Annotated in this window: 18 protein-coding genes; 13 read left to right on the top strand and 5 right to left on the bottom strand. The window is 34.3% G+C overall.

All coding sequences use genetic code 11. The annotated features are described in order from the left end of the window. Positions 1-54 precede the first annotated feature (54 nt). The 4 genes from ABDW27_RS21470 (at position 55) to ABDW27_RS21485 (ending at position 2,455) form a co-directional block, all read left to right on the top strand. Positions 55-294, top strand: a complete 240-nt coding sequence (locus ABDW27_RS21470) for a Rho termination factor (RefSeq protein ID WP_343697767.1) — start codon at positions 55-57, stop codon at positions 292-294. Positions 295-400: 106 nt separating this feature from the next. Continuing rightward, positions 401-1,483, top strand: coding sequence for a DNA topoisomerase IB (locus ABDW27_RS21475; RefSeq protein WP_343697768.1), 1,083 nt, complete (start codon positions 401-403; stop codon positions 1,481-1,483). A 77-nt stretch (positions 1,484-1,560) separates the two neighbouring features. Further along, a complete protein-coding gene (locus ABDW27_RS21480; RefSeq protein WP_035644678.1) occupies positions 1,561-1,722 on the top strand; it encodes a DUF1328 family protein in 162 nt (53 codons plus the stop codon). 85 nt (positions 1,723-1,807) lie between these two features. Beyond that, entirely contained in the window at positions 1,808-2,455 is a 648-nt protein-coding gene (locus tag ABDW27_RS21485; RefSeq protein WP_343697769.1) for a DUF5661 family protein, read from the top strand. Positions 2,456-2,521: 66 nt separating this feature from the next. Here the strand turns inward: ABDW27_RS21485 and ABDW27_RS21490 are convergent, their stop codons facing one another. Next, positions 2,522-3,091, bottom strand: coding sequence for a hypothetical protein (locus ABDW27_RS21490; protein ID WP_343697770.1), 570 nt, complete (start codon positions 3,089-3,091; stop codon positions 2,522-2,524). A gap of 190 nt (positions 3,092-3,281) precedes the next feature. Between ABDW27_RS21490 and ABDW27_RS21495 the strand changes: the two genes are divergently transcribed. The 3 genes from ABDW27_RS21495 to ABDW27_RS21505 all read left to right on the top strand — a co-directional run bounded on the left by ABDW27_RS21495 (position 3,282) and on the right by ABDW27_RS21505 (position 5,376). Then, positions 3,282-3,863 carry a ferritin-like domain-containing protein gene (locus ABDW27_RS21495; RefSeq protein ID WP_343697771.1) on the top strand — a complete coding sequence of 194 codons (582 nt, stop codon included), beginning with the start codon at positions 3,282-3,284 and terminating at the stop codon, positions 3,861-3,863. Positions 3,864-3,937: 74 nt separating this feature from the next. Then, positions 3,938-4,669 (top strand): DNA-formamidopyrimidine glycosylase family protein, encoded by a 732-nt coding sequence (locus ABDW27_RS21500; protein ID WP_343697772.1) that lies wholly within the window; start codon positions 3,938-3,940, stop codon positions 4,667-4,669. After that, complete coding sequence (locus ABDW27_RS21505; RefSeq protein WP_343697773.1) at positions 4,666-5,376, top strand: DUF72 domain-containing protein; 711 nt, start codon at positions 4,666-4,668, stop codon at positions 5,374-5,376. The genes ABDW27_RS21500 and ABDW27_RS21505 overlap by 4 nt, the downstream gene beginning before the upstream one ends. Before the next feature lie 119 nt (positions 5,377-5,495). On the opposite strand, the gene ABDW27_RS21510 is transcribed toward ABDW27_RS21505, so the two are convergent. Continuing rightward, entirely contained in the window at positions 5,496-5,996 is a 501-nt protein-coding gene (locus ABDW27_RS21510; RefSeq protein ID WP_343697774.1) for a pyridoxamine 5'-phosphate oxidase family protein, read from the bottom strand. Positions 5,997-6,214: 218 nt separating this feature from the next. Between ABDW27_RS21510 and ABDW27_RS21515 the strand changes: the two genes are divergently transcribed. Beyond that, a complete protein-coding gene (locus tag ABDW27_RS21515; RefSeq protein WP_343697775.1) occupies positions 6,215-6,646 on the top strand; it encodes a response regulator in 432 nt (143 codons plus the stop codon). A 60-nt stretch (positions 6,647-6,706) separates the two neighbouring features. Here ABDW27_RS21515 and ABDW27_RS21520 read toward each other — a convergent pair whose 3' ends face one another. Then, complete coding sequence (locus ABDW27_RS21520; RefSeq protein ID WP_343697776.1) at positions 6,707-9,913, bottom strand: PAS domain-containing protein; 3,207 nt, start codon at positions 9,911-9,913, stop codon at positions 6,707-6,709. A gap of 225 nt (positions 9,914-10,138) precedes the next feature. Between ABDW27_RS21520 and ABDW27_RS21525 the strand changes: the two genes are divergently transcribed. Further along, positions 10,139-10,477: a hypothetical protein gene (locus ABDW27_RS21525; RefSeq protein ID WP_343697777.1), complete on the top strand. Its 339-nt coding sequence runs from the start codon at positions 10,139-10,141 to the stop codon at positions 10,475-10,477. 334 nt (positions 10,478-10,811) lie between these two features. After that, positions 10,812-11,606, top strand: coding sequence for a hypothetical protein (locus ABDW27_RS21530; protein ID WP_343697778.1), 795 nt, complete (start codon positions 10,812-10,814; stop codon positions 11,604-11,606). Between the two features lie 492 nt (positions 11,607-12,098). Here the strand turns inward: ABDW27_RS21530 and ABDW27_RS21535 are convergent, their stop codons facing one another. After that, positions 12,099-12,359, bottom strand: coding sequence for a SemiSWEET transporter (locus ABDW27_RS21535; protein ID WP_343697779.1), 261 nt, complete (start codon positions 12,357-12,359; stop codon positions 12,099-12,101). A 120-nt stretch (positions 12,360-12,479) separates the two neighbouring features. Beyond that, positions 12,480-13,328: an SDR family oxidoreductase gene (locus ABDW27_RS21540; RefSeq protein ID WP_343697780.1), complete on the bottom strand. Its 849-nt coding sequence runs from the start codon at positions 13,326-13,328 to the stop codon at positions 12,480-12,482. 374 nt (positions 13,329-13,702) lie between these two features. On the opposite strand from ABDW27_RS21540, the gene ABDW27_RS21545 reads away from it, so the two are divergent. The 3 genes from ABDW27_RS21545 to ABDW27_RS21555 are packed head-to-tail and all read left to right on the top strand — an operon-like array spanning position 13,703 to position 18,918. Continuing rightward, complete coding sequence (locus tag ABDW27_RS21545; protein WP_343697781.1) at positions 13,703-14,917, top strand: response regulator; 1,215 nt, start codon at positions 13,703-13,705, stop codon at positions 14,915-14,917. 15 nt (positions 14,918-14,932) lie between these two features. Next, positions 14,933-18,502: a response regulator gene (locus ABDW27_RS21550; RefSeq protein ID WP_343697782.1), complete on the top strand. Its 3,570-nt coding sequence runs from the start codon at positions 14,933-14,935 to the stop codon at positions 18,500-18,502. A 50-nt stretch (positions 18,503-18,552) separates the two neighbouring features. Next, positions 18,553-18,918, top strand: a complete 366-nt coding sequence (locus ABDW27_RS21555; RefSeq protein ID WP_343697783.1) for a response regulator — start codon at positions 18,553-18,555, stop codon at positions 18,916-18,918.

Here is an 18,918-nt window from a genome sequence, read left to right on the forward strand (position 1 = left end):
TTTGATGAATTTTGAAGTATAAGATTTCGGAATGTAAAACTTAAAAAATCAATCATGCCAAATCCACGAATTAAAAACGAAGAACAATATCAGGCTTTAGTTAAAAAGGGATACAGTAAAGAAAAATCTGCTCGTATTGCCAATACACCTGATGCAGGAGAAAAAGGCGGAAAATCAAAGCCTTATGAAGAATGGACAAAAGGAGAACTCTACGAACAAGCTAAAAAAGTGGGTGTTCCGGGACGCTCTTATATGAATAAAAAGAGTTTGATAAAATCTTTAAGAACTAATTAAAGCCGCAGGCTGCACAGATTCATCTAGTTTAGTTTGATGAATAAAAATGTTAGAGAGAAATCTTTTTGGATCTGTGCAATCTGCTGTATAAAATTAATGAACGACCATGAATACCGCCAGAACTCAAAAACTAATGACACAGTTGATTAAAACGCCTCATTTGGTGTTAGAAAAACTGGAATTGGTTTATGTCAACAATCAGAATTTACCAATTGAAAGATGCCAGGGAGAAGATGGTTTTATTTATAAAAAAAACGGACGCTGTATAAAGCAAAAAAGTGAAATAAAACGTTTCAACAGTTTGGTTTTACCGCCGGCGTGGGTAAATGTAAAAATCAGCGATTTATCAAACGGGCATTTGCAGGCAGTTGGTTTAGATGTCAAAAACAGAAAACAATATAGATATCATCCAAAATGGAATTTAATCCGCAATCAAACCAAGTTTTATAAAATTGCAGAATTCGGACAAAAGCTTCCCTCTATACGAAAACAGGTTGATATTGATTTGGAACAAAAAGAATGGTCGAAAGAAAAAGTCACTGCGCTTGTGATCAGGCTAATGGAAGAAACTCATATCCGAATTGGAAATGAAAAATACGCCAAAGACAATAAATCATACGGTTTGTCGACTTTGCGAAAAAGACACATCAATATCAATAAAAATTCACTTCGTTTTGAATTCATCGGAAAAAAAGGAAAACAGCACACGATTACAACCAGAAACAAACAATTGATAAAACTGGTAAGCCGCTGCGAGGAAATTCCGGGTTGGGAAGTATTTAAATATTACGATAAAAACGGCGAAAGAAAGGTTTTAGATAGTCATATGGTTAATGAATATCTGCACAACATTTCGGGCGAATATTTCAGTGCCAAAGATTTCAGAACCTGGGCCGCCTCAATTATATTCTTTGAAAATCTGATGGAACTTGGTGTAACATCAGACGAAAAAGAAATCAAAAAAAATATTGTTCTGGCTTATGATGCCACGGCCGAAGCACTCGGAAACACCAGAAATGTCTGCAAAAATTATTACGTTCATCCGCTTTTGGTTTCGACTTATGAAGACGGATCGATCGGGCAGTATTTTGATAAAGTAAAAAAAAGCCGAAGCAATAAAAAGTATTTTTCACGAACTGAAAGTGCCTTCGCAGAATTAATAGAAAACTATCAAGTAAGTTTATTATAAAGAAAACGAGTTAATGCATCTCTTTAAAAGCATGAAGTTTAAATAAACAAATCAGTATTAACTAAAAATCAATTATTATGTTACGTTGGACAGTCATATTTATTATTCTGGCAATTATTGCAGGAATATTTGGTTTTGGTGGAATTGCCGCTGGAGCCGCTAGTATAGCAAAAATTTTATTTTTCATATTCTTAGTGTTATTTATTATTTCGCTTATAAGCGGAAGAAGAAGTGTTTAACGCTGGAATTCAGTAAAATAATTACAAAACCAAACGACACATTTATTACGGTATATGTGTCGTTTATTTTTAAAAACAGAATATTATGGGAACTAAAAGTGGAGCTTATCAGGATGTTTATATCAAACGACGAGACGAAATGGTAAGTTTAAAAAACGATGTAACAGATTTTTGCGAAAAATACATCAAACCTGTATATCCAAAAGACTGGGACTGGTCGACACGTGATTTTGAAAATCCTGAAAACGACCCAACTATTGCCGAAGCCAGAGCCATAGCAGATGTTGTTTATAAAGATTTGCTCGACGAAAAACATACAGAAGTAGATTTGTCTACAATGAACAATGTTGAAGCTATTAAAGCCTATTTGAATCCTGAGAGCAAACATGCCGATTTTAATATGGAAGAATTTGCTTTTGCTTTAAAAGTAGAACTCGAACACGGGAAAATAAGAGATGTAAACGTGACGAACAATCATCCTTTTTTAACAGCAATGATTGCATTGGCGCACATGACCGAAACCCTGACGTACTATAAACGCCTGAAGGTGATGGAAGCGGAAGGTGAAATTTTTGAAATTATGAGAAAAATAGAAAATCTAACCGATGGAAAAGAGGAGTGGTACAAAGAATTAAGTAAAGCCAAAGAGGAATTAGACGAAGCAAAAAAAGGCTTAGCAGAACGTTTACAAAAAATGGATGACATTCCGGTGTTAGAAAAAATAGGAGACTAAAACACAAAAAAAATACCGTTAAGTATATTTTCTTAACGGTATTTTTTTTTCTTCAAAAACAAAGATTTACAATCTTCTTTTGTCTTCTTCAGTATAATCATCATCTTCCTGGACATCGTCTTCAACATAATCATTGTTTTCATCCTCTTCGTCTTCTTCATCATCGATTTCTTCCAGATCTTCTTCTGTTTCACTAAAATCATTTTCAAAAGTATCAGACGGGTTGTCAAATTCATCATTTTCCAAATCCTCGTCTAAGTCTTCTTCGATGTATTCATCTTCGTCTAAGTCTTCATCTTCCTCTTCTTCGTCGCTGTCAAGCGCATCATCTTCTTCTAAAACAACTTCATAAATATCATCGTTGTTATCTTCGAGATCTCTGTCTTTGTGGAAATCGTCATCTAAATCATCCAAATCGTCGTCGTAAACGCCCGATCTCTCATCCGGATTAGGTTTGTTAGGGTTATGGCCATTTCGAACCGTATAACCGCGTTCTGCGTCTTCTGCGCTGGTGTTTTGAGTCTCTCTCGTATTTAAATCATAAAGTTCCTCGTTCATAACCGTGTTTCTTTCTGAAGCATTCGGGCTTGCCGGATCTTTAGGAAAAGTGCTGTTTTTTTTATCTGTAGTATTCATGACGTTTTATTTTTAAAAATTTTATATCTACAAAGCTAGTCTTGAAAATGAAAGGTTTTCTTATAGAATTTTTTTATGTAATTCTATAATTAACAGGTGTTTATAATGAAATTTAATTGTAGAATTTTATAAGCTAACACATTATCAACAGGGTAATTTTATGAAATATTAATCATTAAAAATTATTACCATGAAAACTACTGATAGTAAGAAAGAAACCACACCGAAACAAACGGTAAAAAGAGGAGTTACAAAACCAAAATCTAATGCAGCTGCAGGATTAACAGAATTATTTGAAGAAAGCCTGAAAGATTTATACTGGGCAGAGAAAGCTTTAACAAAAGCACTTCCTACAATGGCTAAAAACGCAACTTCAGATGAACTAATCAAAGCGATAAATAGCCATTTGGTCGAAACAGAAGAGCATGTAACACGTTTAGAAAAAGTTTTCGAACTAATAGGGAAAAAAGCAACAGCTAAAAAATGCGATGCAATGGAGGGTTTAATTGAAGAAGGAAAAGGAATTCTTGAAGAAACTGAAATTGGTGTAGTTCGTGATGCTGGAATTATTGCAGCAAGCCAAAAAATCGAACATTATGAAATTGCAACTTACGGTACTTTAAGACAATTTGCAGAAACTTTGGGCTACGATGAAGCGGTAACTCTTTTAGAACAAACGCTTGATGAAGAAAAAGGAGCAGATAAGTTACTTACAGAAGTTGCTGTAAGTGCTGTAAATCTTGAAGCTGCAGAAATAGAAATGGAAGAATAACAAATATTCTCACACTATCAAAAGTGCAGCCTCAAAAACTGCACTTTTTTCATTAAAAATTTAAAACCAAAATTATGCCCGAAGGTCCATCTATATTGATTTTGAAAGAAGAAGCAGATCAGTTTACCGGAAAAGAAGTAATCGAAGTTTCAGGAAATACTGCTATCGATAAAGAACGTTTGAGAAATAAAAAGATTTTATCCTTTAAAACCTGGGGAAAACACTTTTTAATTTGTTTTGAAGATTTCACGATTAAAATTCACATGATGATGTTTGGAACTTACAGAATAAATGAAAAAAAGGAAAGTGCACCAAGGTTGCATTTAGGATTTTCAAATGGTGAAATTAATTTTTATACTTGTTCTGTAAAGGTTTTAGAAGGACCGATAAATCAATATTACAACTGGAGTGAAGATGTTTTAAATGAAAACTGGAATCCGAAAAAAGCAAAACAAAGTTTAGATAAAATTCCGAATGACATGATTTGTGATGCGGTTTTAGAGCAAAATATATTTGCAGGAGTAGGGAATATTATAAAAAATGAAGTTTTGTACCGATGTTTTGTTCATCCGGAATCTTTAGTTGGAAAAATTCCGCCTGAAAAAATAGACGAAATTATAGCCGAATGTTCGATTTACAGTTTTGAATTTTTGTATTGGAAAAAGAAATTTGAACTCAAAAAACACTGGCTTGCTTATTCTCAAAAAGAATGCAAAAGATGCAATTTACCACTAATTAAAAAACCGACAGGGAAGAAAAACCGTCGAAGTTTTTTCTGTACTAACTGCCAGAAGCTTTATATATGAAAAATGAAATTTTAATAGGCTGTTCAAGTTACAATAATCGCTATTGGAAGGGAATTTTTTACCCTGACAATCTGGCATACTCGAAGTGGTTTGAGTTTTATTACCAGCATTTTAGAACGTATGAGTTCAACGGAAGCTTTTATAGGTTTCCGACACTTAAAACCTTAACAAACTGGTATGATAAAGTGCCTGAAGATTTTCTTTTTTCAGTAAAAGCGCCAAAAGAAATTACGCATATCAAGCAATTTTTTGATTGTGAAAATCGGCTTGCAGAATTTTATGATGTATGTAAAAATGGTTTAAAAGAAAAACTGGCGTGTGTATTATTTCAGTTTCCGCCAAGCTATAATTTTACTTCAGAAAGATTAGAGCAAATAATCAGGAATTTAGACTTAAAATTCAAGAATGTAATTGAGTTTCGCCACGTAAGCTGGTGGAATCAAGAAGTTTGGGATGCATTTCTGGAAAACGATATCACGTTTTGCAGTGTAAGTCATCCTGATTTACCACAGACTATTTTTAAAGAATTTCCTCTGATTTACATTCGTCTGCACGGAGTTCCGAAGTTGTTTTATTCAAGTTATTCACTTCAAGAATTACTTAATATAAGAGATGAAACTCATTCAAAATCAGGATTTATATATTTTAATAATACCGCTAGTGAAGCCGGAATTTTGAATGCCTTGGAGTTGAAGAGGTTAGTTTAATTTTAACTACTATATTTTTAACCGCAAAGTTCGCAAAGAGAAAATCGCAAAGCACGCAAAAGTAATTTTACTTTGCGAACCTGGCGTAAACCTTTGCGAACTTTGCGGTTTAAACAAAATTACAATTTCAAATTGCCTTCAATACCATCATCCATAACTTTTCCGGTTACAAAGGCTGCAGTCATTTTTGCAATTGCTACCATTTTACCGTGTTTATTGTTCCAGTAATATCCATCTTCAGGAGTTACAGTAATAACGCTGAGGTTCGGGTCATCTTCGCCGCCCGGCATCCAAACTTTTACAATCGGGTCGTAAAGTTCTTTGATTGTTTCTCTGTCGTACGAAATAGTGGCCGTTCCGTGAAGGGTAAGGAATTTATCGTGAGGTTCAGAAAAGAATAATTCAACTTGCGGATTTAGAGTAATTTCCGCATTCTGACTACTGTTGCGGTCAGACAAAAACCAAAGGCGTCCTAAATCGTCTACTTTTTGAACCGACATTGGTCTTGATTGCAGTCTGTCGCTGTTGTAAGTGCAAAACATGCATGTTTTTATATTTTCTGCTAATTCTTTGATTTTATCGGCAGCTAAATTCTCTGTAAGGTCTTTATGATCTCCCATGGTGCTATATTTTTAATGTTAATGTTTTGATTTAAAGCGATTAAGATAAGAATCGCTATATAGCAAAATTGAGATTTTTGTAATAGAATGACTTACAGAATTATATTTTTAAATTATTATATTTCAATTAAGGAGTTTTGTATGTATTTTTTAAGTAATTTATTATTAATTACTTAAAATATACTATCTTTGGAGAAACAAGACTCACTTAATTTTATATGAAAAAATGGACGATCTTCTACACAGATGATGACGAAGACGATTTGAGCATATTTACAGATGCTGTAGATTCATTGTCAAAAGATATTACACTGCAGACCTATTCGGGGGGAGAAAAGCTTTTAAATGCTATTTACAATCCGCCTCCTACACCTAATGTAATCTTTTTGGATTTGAATATGCCGGGTAAAAACGGGTTTGATGTTTTAACCGAACTCAAAGGTTCAAAGGGAAACAGTGATATTCCTGTGATTATTTTTTCAACTTCAAACGAACCCAGTATTATTGAAAAATGTCTTGCTTTAGGGGCTAATTATTTTATTACTAAGCCTGTATTGATGAAGGACATTATCAAATCAATAGAACATTCTCTTACTATAAACTGGAAAGAGTTTGTGCCAGACAGAAAGACTTTTGTTTATAAATTATAACACATCATTTCGACAAAAAAAAAGAAAACCAGATTTATTCAAAATAAGTCTGGTTTTCTTTTATAATTCAGGCACGAAAACTTTAAAAGTAGCTCCCTGGCCTTTTTCGCTGTGTGCTTTTATAATTCCTTTGTGGTTTTCGACAATCTTTTTTACGATTGCCAGTCCAATTCCGGTTCCGGAGTATTCACTTTCAGTATTTAATCTCTGAAATACCTCAAAAATGCGTTCTTTATAATCATCATCAAAACCAATTCCGTTGTCTGAAATTCTCAGGCAGAAATAAATCTTATCAGGAAAATCAACTTTAAAATTCAGTTTATTTCCAATAATTCTGTGGGCTTTGATTTGTATTTGCGGCGGCACATCTTTGCGGGAAAATTTTAAGGCATTTCCAATCAAATTATGCAGTAACTGTCTGAACTGAAACGGCATTACAGTTCCTTCTCCTAAGGGATGAAGGTCAATCACGGCATTTTTTTCTTCAATTCGGTCAGAAAAATCCATGATTACCTCTTCTACAATTTCATCTAAATTCGTTTTAACAAAAATTCTTTCGGCAGAATTTGTTCTCGAATAGGTGAGAAGATCTTGTATAAGCGTTTGCATTCTTTTGGCTGAGAACTCAATTCGCTCTAAATAAGTTTTGGCTTTTGCCGAAATACTTTCATCATCTAACTCGCCCAAACGACTTGAAAAAGTCTGAATTTTACGAAGCGGTTCTTGTAAATCATGACTCGAAATATAGGCAAAAGACTGAAGTTCTATGTTCATGTTGATCAGATCCCGATTCTTTAATTCCAGTTCCTCAGTTCGGTCATGAACTTGTTTTTCGAGTAAGTCTGTAAAATCTCTTTGGTTCTGAATATCAGAGCTTGTACCTACCCACATTTGAATTTTTCCTTCAATATCTTTTTGAGGAGTCGCACGGCTGAATTGCCAGCGGTATTTTCCGTCATGATGCCTGAAACGGTGTTCAAATAAAAACTCATTTCCGGTTTTTATGGCTTCCATCCAGCGATTAATATTTTCTTCGCGATCATCAGGATGAATAACCTGAAGCCATCCGTTTGTTTCTACATCATCTTTGGTAAGTCCGGTAAAATCATACAATGACTGATTAAAGTAATTCAAATTACCAATCGCATCACTTGTCCAGACAAATTGCGGCATAGAATCGGCAAGGAGCCTGAATTTCTGTTCGCTTTTCATTAAAACTTCCTGATTGCTTTTTTCATCCGTAACATCCATTACAGTTCCCAGCATTTTTATCGGATTTTTTAATTCATCAAAAAATATTTTGCCATGTACCCGTATCCAGGATGTTGTATTATCAGGTTTAAGAACACGGGCTTCGTATTTGTAAATATTGGTTTTTAAAGCCGTTTGATAAGCTTTATCGATAGCAGGAAGATCTTCGGTATAAATTCGTTCTAAAACTTGCGGACGTGAAATTTTTACATTTTCAGGAAGTCCAAAAAGCTTCGGTAGATTATCAGAATAGATTAATTCCTGAGTCTGAACATTCAAATCCCAGGTTACAATTTCTGCAATTTCAGAGGCTAAACGAGCTCTTTCTTCAGCTTCCTCTACTTTTTTCCGGGCTTCAACCTTTTCTGTAACATCGTTAACGGTAATCATTACAGATGAAATTTCACCTGTTTTTTCATGCAGAGGCGTATATTGATAATCAAGATAAAACTTCTGCAGTTTTCCTTTTATGTTGATAAAGGCAATAGATTCGTTTTCCCGTATTATTTTGCCTTCGATCAGCACTTTACCTAATAACTCAGGATATTTTTGATTTAAAAGCTCCGGAAATACCTCAAAAGCTGGTTTGCCAATTGTTTCGTTTGGATTTTTCTGCCAAATTTCATTAAGCATGGCTGTATTGGCCAATTCGATAATATAATCTTTGCCCTTAAAAATAGTCATGGCAATTGGCGACTGCATAACGAGACTTCTGAATGCATTTTCACTTTCAGACAAATAATGTTTTGCTTTTACAGATTCTGTCACTTCATACCCCACAACAATTACACCTGAAACCTCATTGTTTTCTTCTCTTAAAGGATGAAAAACCAAATTAAAATAGCAGTCTTCTTTTCTGCCATAACGGTTTAATGTCACCCGAAGCTCATTTGAAGAAAAAGGAATTCCATTTTCATAAACCTGAGAAAGCAACGGCTGAACGGTTTCTTTACTTTCGGGTATAGATTCAAAAACCGATTTGTTAAGGGTTTCTTCTTCGGTTTTGTCTATAATTTGCAAGTAAGTTTCATTAACCATTTCAACGACCAGATCAGCGCCTTTTAAAACTGCAATGCCAAGGGGTACCTGCCGTATAATATTTTTAAAACTTTTTTCGCTTTCATGCAGTATGTTTCTTGCCGTAACCTGAAGCGTAACATCGTTTGCAATGGCCAAAATTCCGGATATCGTTCCATCAGGTTCTTTTAGAGCTTCATAAACGACATTAATAAAAGTATCCACGATTTTACCATTTCTGGTAAGTTTTACCGGAAGTTCATTTGCTGTAAATCGCTGTCCAGTCGTATAAACATTTAAAAGAATATCTTCTAAACCTTGTCCGGCCGCTTCAGGAATTGAGGTAAAAATAGGAATATTCAACACATCCAGTTCTTTACGTTCCCAAAGTTCACACATGGGTTCATTGGCAATTTCAACCACAAAATCTTTTCCTCTAAAAATGCTCATGGCGACGGGTGCCTGCAAAATATTATCCCGGTAGCGTTTGTTACTTTCTTCCAGATTTTTTCGAATATTTACTTTATCGGTCGTTTCGTTGCAAATTACGAGAACTCCGGCAATGTGTCCGTCATCATTTATTACGGGACTATAGCTGAAAGTCCAGTAAACATCTTCCATTTTTCCGTTTCTGTAAATCGGCAGCAGTAAATCTTCATGCCAGGTAGATTCGCCTTTTGTTAAAACCTGATCGATAAGCGGACTTATAAATCCCCAGATTTCCGACCAGTATTCAGCACCTTTTTGTCCTAGTATATCAGGATGTTTTCCGTCGTTTCCTAAACTCGGACGATAAGCATCGTTGTAAAAACAAATATGTTCAGGTCCCCAAAATAAAAACATTGGGAATTTTGAGTTTAAAAGAATTCCAAGCGTAGTACGAAGACTCTGCGGCCATGTTTCGACAGCACCTACAGGAGTTTTGCTCCAATCTTTGGTGCGCGTCAGCAGTCCCATTTCACCGCCATTAGCCAGGAAATCATAATGTGTATTGTTCATTAAAATTTGATTTTTTCTAATTTAAAACAAGAAATTCTATTTAAAGAATATTGTTTTTTATAGCTATTTCAGATTCAGAATTAAAATTATAAAAATAAATTTTGATTTGTTTTTTCATTTTTTGAATGAGCTAATATTAAAATCATTAGAGTTAATTTTCATTGATTTTAATGGTGAAATTTGAATTAACAAAGATTACCAGAGAATCTTAAAAGAATGAAAATCATGAAAAAGGAACAAAAACACGAAACCGACTATATAAAAAAATATCAGGATGAAGGCTATACAAAAAATTACTTATTTGAGGATGGCTGTCTTATTGATGCTGAGACCAAATATAAGTACAAACCCGATGAAATATTTATTGTAGCCCATCATCGTTATGAAGGAATGAGCGATCCGGATGATATGTCCATATTGTATGTAATAGAAACCACAGATCAGCAAAAAGGAACACATTTGCTTGGATACGGTCCAACAGCAGATCTTGACGAAGCTGAATTTTTTAAAGATATTCCTAAAAAGAATTATTCAAAAAACGCTGACATAAACGAACTTACCTAAAATAAAATAGATAAGTATTTTTATTTTGCTGAGGAGCAGTTGTTCCGGATTTATCCGGAGCAGCTGTTTTTTCTTTTTAAGGTGCCAAGGTTCTGAGGTGCTAAGATGCTAAGTTTTTTTAATCTGTATGCATACACCTTAGAACCTTAGAACCTTAGTATCTAAGCATCTTAGAACCTTAGCATAAAAATTATGAAATTTCTGATTGAAATTGTATAAGAATTTGATTTGCAATAAGTACGAAATTTGGAATATAGAAAATGAAGAAAACCAAAAGCGGTTTTTGTACGTAAATACGTATATTAAATAACCGTTTTTTAAAAACTCAGCCAAAATGAAAAAACTTTACCTAAATACCGGAGGATTTGATGCCGTTTTTAATGATTTAAAAGAAAGTTTCAATGGAGAACTTACTGCTAACAATAATGAATATAATTTAGAAATACAATCAAAATGGACAAAAGGTTCTATTAAAGGAACCCGATTTGATGATAAAGTTCTGTTTATGCATTTTGATCTTGAATTTCATCAGGAAGTAAGCCTGAGTATTGAATCTTTTAAAACCGCGCCTGTCTTTTTTGTTTACTGCGAAAACGGAAACGTGATGCACAGTTTTGGTGCCAATGGAGAGAAGAAAGTATTAAGCAAAAAACAATCGGCTGTTTTAAGCAATTCTTCGGTTATAAATAGTGTTTTGTATTTTGAGAGTCATAAACGTATTCAGTTTACACTTTTAGGAATGCCTACACTAGATAATAAAAACACAGAGTTGGTTTCGCAGGTAAAAAATCACTTTACAAACGATTCCGGAAATTATATTTATGTGGGAAAAGAGAATTCAAAAATCTCAGAAAAAATACACGAATTCAAAACAATGCCTCAAAAAGGGCTTGTAGGAACGCTTCTTAAAAAGAGCATCTTGAAGAATATTGTAGAAATGGAGGTAGAGCAGCACTCTTTTAATTATCTCAAAACATTTGATCCTGTTGTAAATATTGCCAAAAAACAGATCGACGAGATTAAACGAATTTCGCACATGAATTTTTCTGAATTACTTGCCGCTGCAAGACATTTTAGAACTAAATATCATTTTTCGTTGAAACCTTACAACCAAAAATTAGCTAGCTGACAAGCATTATATATTAACTACTATTACGAAAAAAACAGCTTTTACTTTGAGAAGCTGTTTTTTTATTTTGAGATAATGAGGTTCTAAGATTCTAAGGTTCTGAGATTCTAAGTTTTTTTTGCCACAGATTCGAAAGATTAAAATGATTTTGAATTTACTGTGGATCTTTTATTTAAGATACTAAGGTTCTGAGATGCTGAGATTCTAAGTTTTTTAGCCACAGATTAAAAGATTAAAAAGATTAATAAATTGCCTCCAGCTTTAGCTGGAGGTTTAAGAATGAAAGTTATCAAAGGCTTTAGCCAAAATAGTAAAGTTTGGCTAAAGCCTTTTGTATTTGTATTATATTTTTTCATCCAGCTAAAGCTGGACGCAATTAAATAAAAACGAAATATATACAGAAAAAACTCAGAATCTTACAACCTTAATAAAAAACCACAGCAAAGAAAACTTAGCATCTTAGAAACTCAAAACCTTAGCATCTTAAAAAAATTACTCTTTCTCATAAATAATAATAAAATAAATCATTATTGCATTGAGGCATAAAGAAACGCTGTTGGTAATTATAATGGGAAGATCCTCTTTTAGAATGCCATAAATAATCCACACAATGATTCCGAAGGTAAGGATTCCGAAAGTTTTAAGTGAAATGTCCTTTACTTTCTTCGTTTTCCAGACCTTCACAATCTGCGGAATGGTGGATATAGTGATACATCCTCCGGCAAATAATCCTATGATGTCGATGAAGTTCATTTTTTTTAAGGTTCTAAGTTGCTGAGATGCTAAGGCTCTAAGATGCTAAGATTTTTTTACTATACTTCCTCTAATTCCAAAAAAAACTTAGAGTCTTAGCATCTCAGAACCTTAGTCCCTCTAAAAACCAACTAATTCGCCGCCATTTATGTGAATAAACTGTCCGGTAATATAACTGCTGTCTTCGCAGGCCAGAAATACATAAGCTGGACCAACTTCAGATGGTTGTCCGGCTCTTTCCATCGGGTTATCCTTTCCAAAATCTGAAAGTTTATCAAAGCTGGCAACGATCAAAGGTGTCCATATAGGTCCGGGCGCAACGCCGTTTACTCTGATTTTTCTTTTGGCAAGCATAGTCGATAATGATCTTGTAAAACTAACAATAGCGCCTTTTGTACTGGCATAATCTGCAAGATGTTCGCTTCCGCGGAAAGCCGTTACAGAAGTTGTATTGATAATACTGTCGCCCTCATTTAAATGCGGAAGAGCCGCTTTTGTAATATAGAAATATGGATAAATATTAGTTTCGAAAGTCTTCTGCAGTTGTGATGCCGTAATTTTCTCCAGTTCACTTTGCGGAAATTGAATCGCCGCGTTATTTACCAGAACATTTAAAGTTTTAAAAGTTGTAATACATTTTTTGACCGCTTCTTTACAGAATTTCTCGTCTTTAAGATCGCCGCTTATAAGCAGACACTGCTGTCCTTCTTTTTCGATCATTTCCTTAGTTAACCTGGCATCTTTATCTTCTTTTAAATATACAATGGCAATATTGGCGCCTTCACGCGCAAAATGCACGGCAGCGCTTCTTCCAATTCCGCTGTCGCCGCCGGTTATAAAAGCTGTTTTACCCAAAAGTTTACCGCTTCCGGTATAATTTTCTCTTATAATTTCCGGTTCAGGATTCATTTTATGTTCGTTTCCCGGAAGTTCTTGTTTCTGTTCCGGAAAAGTTTTAGGCTTTCTCATAACATATCGTTTTAAGTAAGGTTTTGATTTTAAAATTACATTTTCAAACCTGGAAAAAGAGACTGTAATAAATTTTAGTTTGCCTCAATAAAACAGAAAAGAAAGAAAAAAGCTATACGTTTTTTAAAAAACAGCTAAAATTTAATTTTTCCAACTGGCTGAGTTTCATAAATTCAATAAAAGCAGATAGCCGTACATGGGAATTATGTAACGATTTTAATTTTGAATACAATTACCATTGCAGCTGAATTATCTAAATTTGGGAGTTTGACCAACCCTTGTTTAAAACAGAATCAGATGTTTTAAACATAACTATCTTACAGACCAATGAACCAAACCATCTTAATTAATAACGCTTTATTCCCCATAACAGCATGGTATTAATTGTCGACGACATTAAGGCAAACATTATTGCCTTAAAGAAAACATTAGAACTGCACGATATTGAAGTCGATACTGCTGAATCTGGTGAAGAGGCACTTAAGAAAATCTTAAAGACAACCTATTGCCTTATCATTATGGATGTTCAGATGCCCGGACTCGACGGCTTTGAAGTTGTCAAAATTCTTTCGGGAAACAAACGCACAAAAGACATTCCGGTTATTTTTCTTTCGGCTTTAAACATCGAAAAAAAGTATATTTTTAAAGGATATGAAACCGGTGCGGTTGAATACATCACAAAACCTGTTGACAGTGATTTGCTAATGCTGAAAGTCAAAACCTTTCTGAAAATCTACGAACAGCAAAATGAACTAAAAATTACCAAAGAACTTCTTTCTAAGGAAATAAAAATTAGAAAAGAGGCGCAGGATAATCTCGAAATCAAGATTGCTGAAAGAACCAAAGAGCTGGTTTTGAAAAATGAAGAACTTGAGATGAAAAACCACGAATTGCAGCAGTTTGCCTGGGTGGTTTCGCACGATTTGAACGAACCTATTCGTAAAATTCAGATTTTCATTAAAATAATCAAAGAACTTTATCTCAAAGAAGATGAAAAAGGAATTGATTATGTCGACAGAACCATAAAATCTGCCGAAAGAATGCAGACTCTTATTACTGATCTTCTGGCTTATTCCCGCTTATCTGCACAGGTTAAACCCGAAGTTACAGACTTGAATATTGTTTTACAGGAAGTACTTTCTGATTTTGATTATTTAATTGACAGAAAAAATGCAACCGTAAAAACGACAGAACTGCCCACAATAGACAGCATTCCGAGCCAGCTTAGACAGGTATTTCAAAATTTGATAGGAAACGCACTTAAGTTTTCAGGTGGAAATGAACCTCCGCTAATTGAAATTACTTCTGAAATAATTGTCGACAAATCGTTTGACAGCCCAACTTCTCCGGAAGGGAAATACTGCAGGATCATTGTAAAAGACAACGGAATTGGTTTTGATGAAATTTATCTGGATCGAATTTTTATCATTTTCCAGAGTTTAAATGACAGGCAGACTTACGAAGGAACCGGAATTGGTCTGGCAATCGCCAAAAAAATAATCGAAAAACACAACGGATTAATCACCGCCAAAAGTGAAGTAGGTAAAGGCGCTAGTTTTATTATTGTTCTTCCCCTAAAATACGAATAAATATAATTGAAAAATATGAATGGTAACTTTAAAAGGAATCTGCTAATAAGTTCATTAGTTTCACTATTTGTGTTAACTATTAGTTCTGTAGCTTCGTTTATCAGTATTAAAAGTTTATTAAACAGTAATTTTTGGGTCAATCATACTCAGGATGTAATTTACAACCTGAACGAAGGATCGGCTATTATTACCGAAGCACAAACCAGTATGCGGGGTTATCTTTTAACCGGAGATGAACAATTTGCAGACCGATTTAATGAGTCTGAAGCAAGATCAAATACCTATTTTGAAAAGCTTGAAGAGCTTACAATTGATAACCCGCCGCAGCAAAAGCTTTTAGCCGAGTTAGCGACCAAGCGTTCCGCTTTCTTTAAATACCTTAATAATCAAATCGTAAAAAAGCGTTTAAACAAGGAAACTTTAATCTTCGACCTAAATGAAGGAAGATTAATGATGAACGACATGCGTGCACTTATTAAAAGGATAGAAAATACAGAACAAAAACTTTTGCAGGAACGCAACGAAAATTCTGAACGCTACGGAACGTATAGTTTGATTTTAATTATTGTCGCTTTTATTATTGCTTTTATTATTTCGATAGTTTTCCTAATCCGTATTTTAAAAGATTATAACGAGCGTTCTGCACTGCAGAGAGAGCTGGAGAAAAAAGATATAGAAACTGCACAGAGAATCGAAGCTATCAGTACGATTGCAAATAATATTTCAAAAGGAAACTATGACATTCGTGTAGATGATACAAAAGCTGATGCACTTGGAAGCGTAGGAGAATCGTTAAATATAATGGGAGTTTCCCTCAAAAATTCTTTTGAGCTGCTTTCGCAGAAAGAATGGCTTCAAACCGGAATTGCTGAGTTAAATAATGTAATGCTTGGCGATAAAGCTTTGCAGAAATTATCAAAAGATGTTATCGAATTCTTGTGCCAATATACAAACAGCAGCGCCGGAGTTTTTTATATTGTTGAAGGAAATGAACTGATTTCTTCGGGAGGATATAGTTACATACCGAATAAAAACCGTGAAAGAATCCAGAAAGGCGAAGGTTTAATCGGTCAGGCAATTTCTTCAGGGAAATTACTCGAACTTAAAACGTTATCACCAGACGATATTCAGATTAATTATGCTTTAGGACAGGTAAAACCTACTCATATCGTAGCTTTTCCATTAATTGATAACCGAATTGAAGGGGCAATTGAATTGGCAAGTATTTATGGTTTTTCTGAGCTGCATCTTGAATTTCTAAAAACAGTTGGAAACAATATCGGAATTGCGGTTAAATCTACTCAAAACCGTAAACGAGTAATGGAACTGCTGGAAGAAACCCAATCACAGTCTGAAGAACTTCAGCAGCAGCACAGCGAACTGGAAGCGATTAATGCCGAATTAGAAGCGCAGACTGAAAAATTGCAGGCTTCTGAAGAAGAATTGAGAGTGCAGCAGGAAGAATTGGAACAAACCAACGAAGAACTTTCTGAAAGAAGTGTTTTACTAGAAGAAAAAAACAACGAAATCCAGAAAAAATCAGAAGCCCTGGAACTAACAACACGTTATAAATCAGAGTTTTTGGCCAATATGTCGCACGAATTAAGAACGCCACTTAACTCAATCTTGCTTTTAAGCCGATTATTATCTGAAAATAATAACCAAAGCATGAACAGTGAAGAGGTTGAATTTGCCAAAGTAATTCAGAGTTCTGGAAACAGTTTGCTAGGTTTAATTGATGAAATTCTGGATTTATCTAAAATAGAAGCCGGAAAAATGGAACTGGAGTTTATCGAAGTTTCTACCAAAGAAATTACAGATACGCTCTGGAATTTATTTAATTTCTTAGCCAAAGAAAAAGGAATTCAATTTGAAATTATTTCTAAAGATGCGCCGCTTGTTATTAAAACAGACAAAATGCGTTTAGAACAAATTTTGAAAAACCTTATCTCGAATGCGATTAAATTTACAGAAAAAGGAAAAGTAAGTTTAGAAATAAAAATAGATACAGACAACGATAAGATTATTTGTTTTATTGTAAAAGATACCGGAATCGGAATTCCGTTAGAAAAACAGCCTTTAGTTTTCGAAGCTTTCCAGCAGGCCGATGGTTCTACAAAACGCAAATACGGAGGAACCGGTTTAGGATTATCCATCAGCAGGGAATTAGCAAAACTCTTAAAAGGAGAAATTATACTGCATAGTAAAGTAAATGAGGGAAGTACATTTACATTATGTCTTCCAATATTTGGTTCGGCACTGAATAAAGTAAATGTAGATAAAATTCCACCCACAGATTTTGTAGAAATTGATTCAGAAACTGAGCCGGTTGTGCCAAAAAAATACATAAGCCCAGTAATTCCTGATGAAATTGAAGATGACAGGGATGTTGTAAAAGAAGGCGATAAAGTAATTTTAATTATCGAAGACGATATTAATTTTGCCAAATCTTTATTGTCATTTACACATCAAAAAGGATACAAAGGAATCGTTGCCGTGCGTGGAGATTATGCATTAAACTATACTTTACTGTATAAACCCGTAGGTGTTTTACTGGATATCGAACTTCCGGTTATGAGCGGTTGGGAAGTTCTGGAAGAATTGAAAAACCATGCCGAAACAAAACATATTCCGGTACATATAATGTCATCTCATAAACTAAAACAAGAAAGTTTATTAAAAGGTGCCGTTGATTTCTTAGACAAGCCAGTAGCATTCGATAAAATTCCGGATGTGTTTTTACGAATTGAACACATCATTAATAAAGAAGCACAAAAAGTTTTAATTATCGAAGACAACCCAAAACATGCCAAAGCCTTGGCTTATTTCTTAGAAACGTATAATATTAATTCGGAAATAAAAAGCGAAGTTTCTGAAGGAATTCAGGCTTTAAACAAATCAGAAGTAGACTGCGTAATTCTCGATATGGGAATTCCGGACAAACAAGCGTATCAAATTCTTGACGGAGTAAAGAAAAATCCGGGCTTAGAAAAACTTCCGGTAATTGTGTTTACAGGAAAAAGTCTTTCATTAAAAGAAGAAGTAAAAATCAAGAAATATGCTGATTCGATTATTGTAAAAACAGCACATTCGTACCAAAGAATGTTAGATGAGGTTTCGCTTTTCCTGCATTTGGTTGAAGATAAAAAAGAAGGAAAAGAAAAAAAAGACGGACATAAAAAGCTAAATTTACTAAACAATATTCTGTACGATAAAAAAGTACTTATTGTAGACGACGATGTTCGTAATATTTATTCGCTTACAAAGGCTTTAGAAGCTTTTAAAATGACTATTATTACCGCTTTTGACGGAAACGAAGCGATAAAAGTTTTAAGCGAAAACCCGGATACAGATATTGTTTTACTGGATATGATGATGCCAAACATGGATGGTTATGAAACTGCCGAAAAAATTCGCGCTAATCCTAAGTTTTTAAACTTACCGTTAATTGCCGTTACAGCAAAAGCAATGACAGGAGACAGGGAAAAATGTATCAAAGCCGGAGCATCAGATTATATTACAAAACCAGTAGACGTAGACCAGCTACTTTCGTTATTGAGAGTATGGTTATACGATAAAGTTTAAAAAATAACATTTCAACAAAGACCTGACAGGTCTGATAATAGTATTACTAAATGAGTAAAAAGCGAGTTTTAATTGTAGACGACGATTCGAGAAATATATTCGCCTTAGAACACACTCTTCGTGTCAAGTCATACGATTGTTTGTCTTGTACAAGTGCTGAAGATGCACTGAAATTATTAAAATCAGATGAGCAGATTGACGCTGTTTTATTGGATATGATGATGCCGGAAATGGATGGTTATGAAGCGATTCCGTTAATAAAAGCGATTCCGTCGCACGCATCCACATTTGTTATTGCTCTCACAGCTCAGGCCATGACAGGTGATAAAGAAAAATGTCTGGAAGCCGGAGCTGATGATTATATTTCAAAACCTGTTGATGTTGATAAATTACTGCATGTTTTAAGCCAAATATAA

The sequence above is a fragment of the Flavobacterium sp. genome (genome assembly GCF_039595935.1).
Classification (GTDB): domain Bacteria; phylum Bacteroidota; class Bacteroidia; order Flavobacteriales; family Flavobacteriaceae; genus Flavobacterium.